Below are 7,890 nucleotides of genomic sequence, written 5' to 3'. Positions count from 1 at the left end.
CCTTCGGACTGGCCGGCCTGCCCTTCTTCGCCGTCGCCGGATGGGTACTGGCGACCGGCGGCGGCCTGGCCGCGCGGAGCCACGCCGCCGGCCTGCTGTCCGGCGGAGTGGCCGCCACCGGCGCGGCGGCTCTGGCTCTGGCCCTTGCGGGCGGCTCCGCTCCGGTGCTGTCCGCGGCGGGCCTCGTGGCGACGGCCGTGGCGCTGCTCGGCGTCGTTGCGGCGGTGTTCGACGTGCCGCTGGCCCAGAGCGCGGGCGTCGTCGCCGTACTCGCGGTGTTCCTCGGGGCGTTCGTGCCGGTGATCTCGTTCCGGCTCGCCGGAATGCGTATGCCGCCGCTGCCGACCAACGCCCAGCAGTTGCAGGAGGGCATAGAACCGCACTCGAGCGAGCAGGTCACCGGGCGCAGCGCCGTGGCCGACAGTTGGATGTCCGCCCTGTTCGCCGCCATCGGCGTGATCTGCGGATCCGCGCTGTCGCTGTTGTCCACCGACGACGGACTGGCCCCCGACATCACCGCCGCCGTGTTCGCCCTGCTGCTCGTGCTGCACGGCGGCCGCCTCGGCAGTATTGCCCAGCGCCTCGCTCTGGTGATACCCGGCGCCGTCGGTGCCACGGCTCTCGTAGTCGGCATGGCCATGGGCCTCGGCCCGTGGGGGCGCGAGGGGCTTGTCGCCGCGACGCTGCTCGTCACCTCGGGTGTCGTTGTGGCGGTCTGGACCGTTCCCGGCCGCCGCATGGTGCCCTACTGGGGACGGGCCGGCGAGATCCTGCACTCCCTCAGCGCCGTCGCGGTGCTGCCGTTGGTGCTGTGGGTGCTCGGCGTCTACGGCCAATTGCGCCTGATGTTCAGCTGACACCCGCTGCCCGTCTCCCGAAGTGACGCCCCAGTCCCGAAGCCCACGACACCGAGAGGTAGCCGGCCATGCAGTCGCGGCGTGACCAGGTCCAGGCCCACCTGTTCGTGATGAACCGGCTCACCACCAGTCTGTCCCGCATCAACCCCGATCTGCCCGACAGCCCAGCGGGCCGCACCAACCGCGGCATGCTCTTCGGTATCGGTGCCGCCGTGGTCTGCTGCGCCGGCGCGCTCCTGATCGGGCTCATTTTCCCGGGGCACAGCGACACTTGGCGGGCCGACGGCACCGTGGTCCTCGACAAGCAGTCGGGCGGCCGCTTCCTGTACACGGGCGGACTGCTGCGCCCGCTGCTCAACACGGCCTCGCAGAACCTGCTGTTGGGCGCCAGTCCGACGGTCGTTCAGGTCGACCACAACTCCCTGGCACACACCTCGCACGGGGCTCCGGTGGGCATAGCTGGCGCTCCCGATTCCTGGCCGGCCCCGGCGGACCTGGTGACACAGGGCTGGCAGGTGTGCTCGACGCGGGCCGAGGACGACACCTCGCCGTCCGGCGGCGAGGCCACCCGACTGGTGATCGGCGAACCCGTCGGCGGCGCACTCGGGGACGACCAGGCCCTGCTGATCACCGCACCCGACGGCACCGACTACCTGGTGTGGCACGGCACCCGGCTGCGCATCCCGCACCCTTCCTGGCAGTTGCAGGCCCTGGGCTACGGCTCCCTGACGCTGCGTCGGGTCTCGGTGGCGTTCGTCAACTCGCTGCCTCAGGGCCCCGACCTCACCGTGCCCACGCTGCCAGGGCTCGGCGAGAAGGGGGCAGGACTCGTCGGCCTCTCGGTGCGGGTGGGGCAGGTCTTCAAGGTGGACGTGCCGGGCGGTCCGGCCCACTACGCCGTCTACACGCGGTCAGGATTCACCAGGGTGACGGCGACGGTCGCGGCCCTCCTCACCGGTGACCCCGAGGTGCGCAAGCTCGCCTACGACGGGAGTACGGCGAGCGTTCGGGAGATCGACCAGAGCGAGGTGCAGTCCGCGGAGACTCCCGGAGCCGGCCTGCTCGCAGATTCGGGCGTGCCCACCTCGCCTCCCAGTGTCTCGAACGTGCCCGAGAACACCGACGCCTGTGTACTGGTGGAGCCGCGCACGCACGGTGGTGTCACGGTGTCGGTCGCGCTGGTGCCACGGGACACGAGTTCGACGGGGGCTGGCAAGGTTCCGGCCGCGACCGACGCGGCCTGCATATCCGTCGACCAGATCCGGGTACGGGCCGGCAGCGGGGCGCTGATCCGGGGACTCGCGGCAACCGGGACCGAGATGGGCGGCTCGGTCTTCCTGGTGACGGACCTCGGTGTCAAATACCTAGTGCCGAACACGGCCGCGCTGACCGCCCTCGGCTACACGGTGGCCGACGAGCGCGGGTTGCCCGCAGGGATGCTCCAAATGCTGCCCACAGGACCGGACTTGGACCCGACGGCGGCGGCGAGCGGGAGCGGGAAGGCTTCGCCGACGCCTTGCTGACGGTGGAGCCGTCGGGCGGGTCCGGGTGCGGTCCGACGGTGGAGCGTTGATCCGGGGGCGGCCACTTGGGTGGGGGCTGGGTGGCGCGGTCTTGTTTCGCGCCTGGATCCGGTGGCCGTGGCGAGCGCGACGGAGAAGGCTTCGCGGGTCTCCTGGCGATGGCAGGGTCCGCGGTCTGCGTGCCGGTCGGGCGGGGACGGCCGCGGGGGCCGTTGATCCGACGGGCTCATGGTCACCGGCACCGGGATGTGCGGCATGGTCTTCCTGATGCCGGACTTGGACCCGACGGCCGCGATGAACGGCGCCGGGAAGGCGGCCTCATCGACCCCTTGCCGACGGCGGCGTCCCTCCGTGCGCATCCCTTTCGGGCAGTCTGGGCCAGGAGCGCGGGAAGGACACCGAACTCACCGCAGGAGTAGGTCGGTTGAGCTGTTTGACTCGTTGCCCAGCGGGCCGATACCACGGCCGCCGGGCAACGGTCGGGGGTGTGTCCACTTCCGACAAGGGCCCGCGTCTCGTTTGCACGGAGGGATGTGCATGGCTACCCAGCAAAGCAGCCATATAGCCAATACCCAGATCGCCAACATGATGGACAGTAGCGCCGGCGATGTCGGCCGGCTCGCCAACGGCGTCATGAACCAGGCCGATTCGCTGTTCCCGAGCTTCCAGGGCGTCGACGGCGAGGCGTTCAAGGATCTCCTGCAGAACTGGGTGAACACGGCTATCCAGATCCAAAAGGGTATGGAGAACATCCAGACGTCGATGCTGACGAACGACGGGCAGAGCGTAACCAACCAGCTCGACAACATCACCAAGATCCGTAACGACTCGGTGTTCGGCATCATGGCCGGAAGCTGACGGACCGTCAGTAACCAGTCGTGCGGACGTCGTACGCCCGCAACACACCCCCCAGGAGCGAGACATGGCGGAAGCCGGCGAGATCCTCATCGAGTACCAAGCCGCTGAGGACGCTACCCAGTACTTGTTGAACGTCAACGGTCAGCTCATCGACACGATCGACAACCTCCACTCGAGCATTCTCCAGTGGGAGGACAGCGCGAAGGGCATGAGTCGCGACCAGTTCGAGCAGAAGTTCGCGGAATGGAAGCAGAGGGCGAACAGCGTCGGCGATGCGATCCGACTGCACTCGAAGGCTCTGATGGACATCGTCGAGGGCTACCAGACCACGGACGCGGGAAACGCCAGCCGCATGGCGAACACGGCGACCAGCTGACCGAGCACCGGGATGGGTGCCCGAGGCGCCGCCCGCCGCGGGCACCCGTCCGTTCCCACGCAGGTGAACCCCCACGGGAGAGATCATGGCCGAGAGTCCGGTCACCCAGCTCGACGCCGACAGCATCAAGAACTTCGCCGACGACGACTTGAGAATCCTGCACGACGATCTGGAGAACCTCCAGCGGCAGGGACCCGGCAACAACGCGTATTCCGTCACCCAGTTCACGACCGGTGGCGGTGCCTCCAGCATCTTTGAGGGCATGGCGCAACCACTGCCCATCGGCAATATGGCCTCAAGCGCGTTCAGTTCCGGCGGGGCCGCTCTGCAGTCGGCGGTGGAGAAGTACGTCACCGACCTGTCCAAGATCCTGCTGCGGCAGGGAGTGATCACCAGCGACCTCTCCCAGGCGCTGCTGGCCTGTGTCACCGACATGCGGAACAACCAGCTCTCCAACCTCGACATGATCAACATGGACAAGGCGGAGGATATTTTCGAGTACGTCAACCGGGACTCCCACCCCGCGACCGCGACAACGACCACGGGCAACACCACGGGCACGAATACGAACACGGGCCTCGGGGTCTGACGACCGGACACGGCATCCGGCGGCAACGAGCGCGTACGACGAACGGGAGCAGGGGCAATGGCAGACCCGACCGGTGACAAATGGGCCGACGCCGTCATGATGTTCACGGGCATGCTGCTGCCCGCCCGCGACAAGGTCTTCACCGACATCCACGGCAACGACAACATCCCGCTGATGAACGTCACCATCAGTGAAGTGTGGATGTGGGACAGGAACGGCCCCCTCAATCAGAGTTGGGGATACGTCCATGAAGGCCACACCTACACGGTGCTCCTCTTCAAGGTCATCGGCGATCAGATCCATTCGTACAAGGCATACATCGATTTCCTGTGGGACGCCCACGAGTCCGCACCGGGTGGCTCCACAGGGGCCAATCTCGACATCTACTCCAACGGTCCCTGGTATGCGTTCAGTGCACTCAGCACGCATTACTCCACCAAAGGCATCACCTACGGCAGTGGTGATTCCGGAATCGGTTCGGTCGCCATCGCGGACGCCGTGGATCTCACCGGTTTCACAGCGGTGTCCCGTGCGTTCGACCGTACGCAGGAATTCTTCAGGGAGTACGAGAAGAAGCTCAAGGACTGGGTCGACGGCATGGACAGCGGCAGCGCCTCCTGGAAGGGCAACGGCGCGCAGCAGTTCACCCAGGTGCTCACTGAGATGTCGGCGAACTACACGTCGTGGAGCAACCAGATGGGCTCCGCCGACTACGCTGGTACCAACGCGCCGCTCGAAGGCGGAACCCCCGCCAACAACCGGCCGGGCGACGCGCTGATCGGGCTCGAGAAATCGATCCACACGTCGGCAGGGAACCTTCTCGGGCCCTTCAATAGTTGGCAGGCCTCTTACAAGTCACGCATTCTCAAGATTCTCGATGATGAGATCATGGCCCCGCTCGTTAACTGGGTCGACAGCAATCAGACGAGTCACGTCTCCATTCACTCGACCAATGATCAATACGGCGATTTCTCGCCCGAATCGGCCAAGTTGGTGCAGGACGGAGGTCTCGTCCCGACCCATCCGCTCTACGGCGACCTGACGCAGATGTCGGCCTGGGCCGCCATTGGCAACGCGGCGATCAAGGCGTGGTGGGGGCACATCGACACGGACCTCGCAGGCGTGGCCGGCACCGAGATGGCCAACGTCGACCACGCCCTGAACGAGGCTTCGGTGATCTTCGAGGGTGGCTTCACCACCAGCTCCACCACCTCCACGAGTGATCCGAACACCAATATCTCGACTGATACGCCGGACGGCAACACGTCCCTGCCGAACGCGACCGACAGGGACATCCCCGACCCCACCGGTACCGGTGACACCGGCACGGGTGACACGGGCATCGGCGACACCGGTATAGGTGACACGGGAACCGGCGATACGGGCACGGGTACGGGTGGCACCGGCACCACGACGACGAACACGCCCATCAGCGGCGCCGACGTGAACAGCGCGGCCACGACCGCCGTCAACGACGCTCTGGACGGGACGGGTGCCGGCATCGGAGCGACGGCCACGACCACCGGGATATCGGGCGCGACCCTGGGGGACACCGGCACGGGTACCGGCACGACAACCCCGGTCGGCACCGGGGGCGTGACGGTGCGTAACGCCGACGGCAGCCTGACCACGACCTACCCGGACGGCACGGTCCGTACCGTCGATGCCGATGGCACTGTGCACACCAGCACCGAGGACGGCAGCGCCTTCACGACCTCGCCGGACGGCACGGTCAGTACGGGGACCACAGTCACCCCCATCGGCGGCGCGACCGGCTCCGGCGCCACGACCACGCAGAACGCCGACGGGTCGATCACCACCAAGCACACCGACGGGTCTTCGGCCACGGCCTACCCGGACGGCTCCGAGACCTACACCGCCCCCGACGGCACGGTCACCCACATCACGCCGGACGGCACCGAGACGGTGACGACGCCCAACGGCACGGTGTCCACCACCACGCCCAGCGGCGGCACCACCATCACCTCGCCCAACGGCACGGTCAGCACGGTGGGTTCGGACGGCGTCCTGCACACCCAGAACCCCAACGGCACGACGACCCTGACCAACCCGGACGGCAGCAAGCTGACCGTGCACCCCGACGGCGGCGTCAAGAACACCTACTCAATCCCGGGTGCCAGTACGGGCAGCGCGGGCACGGGCACCTCCGCTGCCCTTTCGGGTAGCGCGGCGAATGCGGGCTCGGTCAATTCGGTCAATACCGGACAGCAGGCTGGATACGATCTTTCCACTGACTTCACCGGTGCGAACGGCGCCGCCGATGTCGGCTCCTCCTATCTCGGTTCCGCAGCGGCCTCGACGGCCGCCGAGGGGACCGGAGGGATGCCCATGGGCGGCATGGGAGGAATGGGCGGCGGTCAGGGGGGCCAGGGAGAGTCCAAGGGCCGGGTACGGGAGGTCATCGGCGGGGAGACGGGCAGAGCTGCTCCGACCCGGCTGAGGCCCACTCCCGCCCGGATCGAGGAGGAGACCCCGACCGCTGCCCCGCGCACGGAGACCGCGTCCGGTGTCCCAGTGGGTACCGGTGGTCCCGGCGGGGGACCGGCCACGGAGAGCCAGGACCGTGACCGCGAGCACTGGCTGGCCGAGGACGACGACGTCTGGGGCGTGGAGGAGGGCGGCAGCCCGGCGGTGATCGGCCGCTGACACGGCGACCGTACGGCGCTTGTGGGCAGGGAACGGAACGGAAAGGAGAAGCGATGGCCTCGATCGAGGACAAGCTGGCCCTGGCGATGGCGGAGCTGGAAACCGTCCAGGCCAACGCCGGCCGTATCCAGGAGGAGCTCGACAGCGCTTCCGTGACGGTGCTCTCCAAGGACCGCAGTGTCGAGGTCACCGTCGGCAGTCAATGCCAGCTCGTGTCGCTGAAGTTCCAGGGCGACCGCCACCGCGCCCTGGACGGCGAGCAGTTGTCGGCGATCATCATGGAGACGGTGACCACCGCGCGCACGCGGATGGCCGAGCGGGTCACCGACGCCCTGCGCCCGCTGACGGAGCACAAGGGTGCGTTCGCCGATTTCGGCCCGCCCCCCGAGTACGCCGCGAACGGGGCGGCGCTGCCCGCCCCCACGAACTGGGACGCGCTGTTCGACCGCCTGGCCAACCCGTCCGCCCCCGTGCTGGTGGACACCGGTACCGGCGCCAGCGGGAAGCTCCGCGACGAGATCGTCGACGAGGAGACCGAGCCGGAGCCGGTCCCCGCGCCGGAGACGCCCGCCGCGGCGACACCGACCGACACCGCGTCACGCAAGCTCCTCGACGAGATCGTCGAGGACGACCAGGAGCAGACACCGGAGGCGTCCGCCGACCGGGCCCAGAGCAGGGAAAGAGGCTGACCATGGCTCAGTTCAGGGCATCCGCGTCCGGACACGGTTCCGGCGCGGGCTCCATCGACCAGCTCGGCTCGGACGCGAAAGCGATGTGGCAGGTGTTCCTGACCTCCGTCGCCGAGTACGACGGCTGGTGGGGCAACCGGCATGACGAGTTCTCCGAGAACGCCTTCCAGACCTGGCTCGCCAACATGGGCGCCGTCCAGACCGCGGGCGAGGCGATCTTCGGCGCCATCCAGGGTGCGGCACAATCCACGCACGACAACGCCGCCATGCTGACAGAGGCGCAGGCCCAGAGCGCCGCCGTGGTCCAGTCGGCAAACACCCACCACTGACG

Annotated in this window: 8 protein-coding genes; all 8 read left to right on the top strand. The window is 68.0% G+C overall.

Going from position 1 to position 7,890, the window contains the following annotated elements; genetic code table 11:
• Positions 1–857, top strand: an 857-nt coding sequence (gene eccD / locus ACFWP5_RS16615; RefSeq protein WP_384156071.1) for a type VII secretion integral membrane protein EccD, incomplete at its 5' end; no start/stop codon positions are given.
• A gap of 68 nt (positions 858–925) precedes the next feature.
• Positions 926–2,380 (top strand): type VII secretion protein EccB, encoded by a 1,455-nt coding sequence (gene eccB, locus ACFWP5_RS16610; protein WP_384156069.1) that lies wholly within the window; start codon positions 926–928, stop codon positions 2,378–2,380.
• A 537-nt stretch (positions 2,381–2,917) separates the two neighbouring features.
• Positions 2,918–3,238 carry a hypothetical protein gene (locus tag ACFWP5_RS16605; RefSeq protein WP_384156066.1) on the top strand — a complete coding sequence of 107 codons (321 nt, stop codon included), beginning with the start codon at positions 2,918–2,920 and terminating at the stop codon, positions 3,236–3,238.
• 64 nt (positions 3,239–3,302) lie between these two features.
• A complete protein-coding gene (locus ACFWP5_RS16600) occupies positions 3,303–3,614 on the top strand; it encodes a WXG100 family type VII secretion target (RefSeq protein WP_384156063.1) in 312 nt (103 codons plus the stop codon).
• Between the two features lie 85 nt (positions 3,615–3,699).
• Positions 3,700–4,203 (top strand): type VII secretion system-associated protein, encoded by a 504-nt coding sequence (locus tag ACFWP5_RS16595; RefSeq protein ID WP_384156060.1) that lies wholly within the window; start codon positions 3,700–3,702, stop codon positions 4,201–4,203.
• 57 nt (positions 4,204–4,260) lie between these two features.
• Positions 4,261–6,870, top strand: coding sequence for an AAWKG family protein (locus ACFWP5_RS16590; protein ID WP_384156057.1), 2,610 nt, complete (start codon positions 4,261–4,263; stop codon positions 6,868–6,870).
• Between the two features lie 53 nt (positions 6,871–6,923).
• Entirely contained in the window at positions 6,924–7,559 is a 636-nt protein-coding gene (locus tag ACFWP5_RS16585) for a YbaB/EbfC family nucleoid-associated protein (protein ID WP_384156054.1), read from the top strand.
• A gap of 2 nt (positions 7,560–7,561) precedes the next feature.
• A complete protein-coding gene (locus ACFWP5_RS16580) occupies positions 7,562–7,888 on the top strand; it encodes a hypothetical protein (protein ID WP_384156051.1) in 327 nt (108 codons plus the stop codon).
• Positions 7,889–7,890: the final 2 nt, after the last annotated feature.

Origin of the sequence: Streptomyces sp. NPDC058469 (genome assembly GCF_042721125.1) — a bacterium.
Taxonomy (GTDB): Bacteria; Actinomycetota; Actinomycetes; order Streptomycetales; family Streptomycetaceae; genus Streptomyces.
The sequence above is the reverse complement of the archived record's forward strand: the minus strand, read 5'-3'. Positions and strand labels throughout refer to the sequence as shown.

Excerpts from the sequence above, each read along its gene's own strand:
- ACFWP5_RS16590 (WP_384156057.1), top strand. The coding sequence starts at position 4,261 with ATGGCAGACCCGACCGGTGACAAATGGGCCGACGCCGTCATGATGTTC.
- ACFWP5_RS16595 (WP_384156060.1), top strand. The coding sequence starts at position 3,700 with ATGGCCGAGAGTCCGGTCACCCAGCTCGACGCCGACAGCATCAAGAAC.
- ACFWP5_RS16600 (WP_384156063.1), top strand. The coding sequence starts at position 3,303 with ATGGCGGAAGCCGGCGAGATCCTCATCGAGTACCAAGCCGCTGAGGAC.
- eccB (WP_384156069.1), top strand. The coding sequence starts at position 926 with ATGCAGTCGCGGCGTGACCAGGTCCAGGCCCACCTGTTCGTGATGAAC.
- ACFWP5_RS16605 (WP_384156066.1), top strand. The coding sequence starts at position 2,918 with ATGGCTACCCAGCAAAGCAGCCATATAGCCAATACCCAGATCGCCAAC.
- ACFWP5_RS16580 (WP_384156051.1), top strand. The coding sequence starts at position 7,562 with ATGGCTCAGTTCAGGGCATCCGCGTCCGGACACGGTTCCGGCGCGGGC.
- ACFWP5_RS16585 (WP_384156054.1), top strand. The coding sequence starts at position 6,924 with ATGGCCTCGATCGAGGACAAGCTGGCCCTGGCGATGGCGGAGCTGGAA.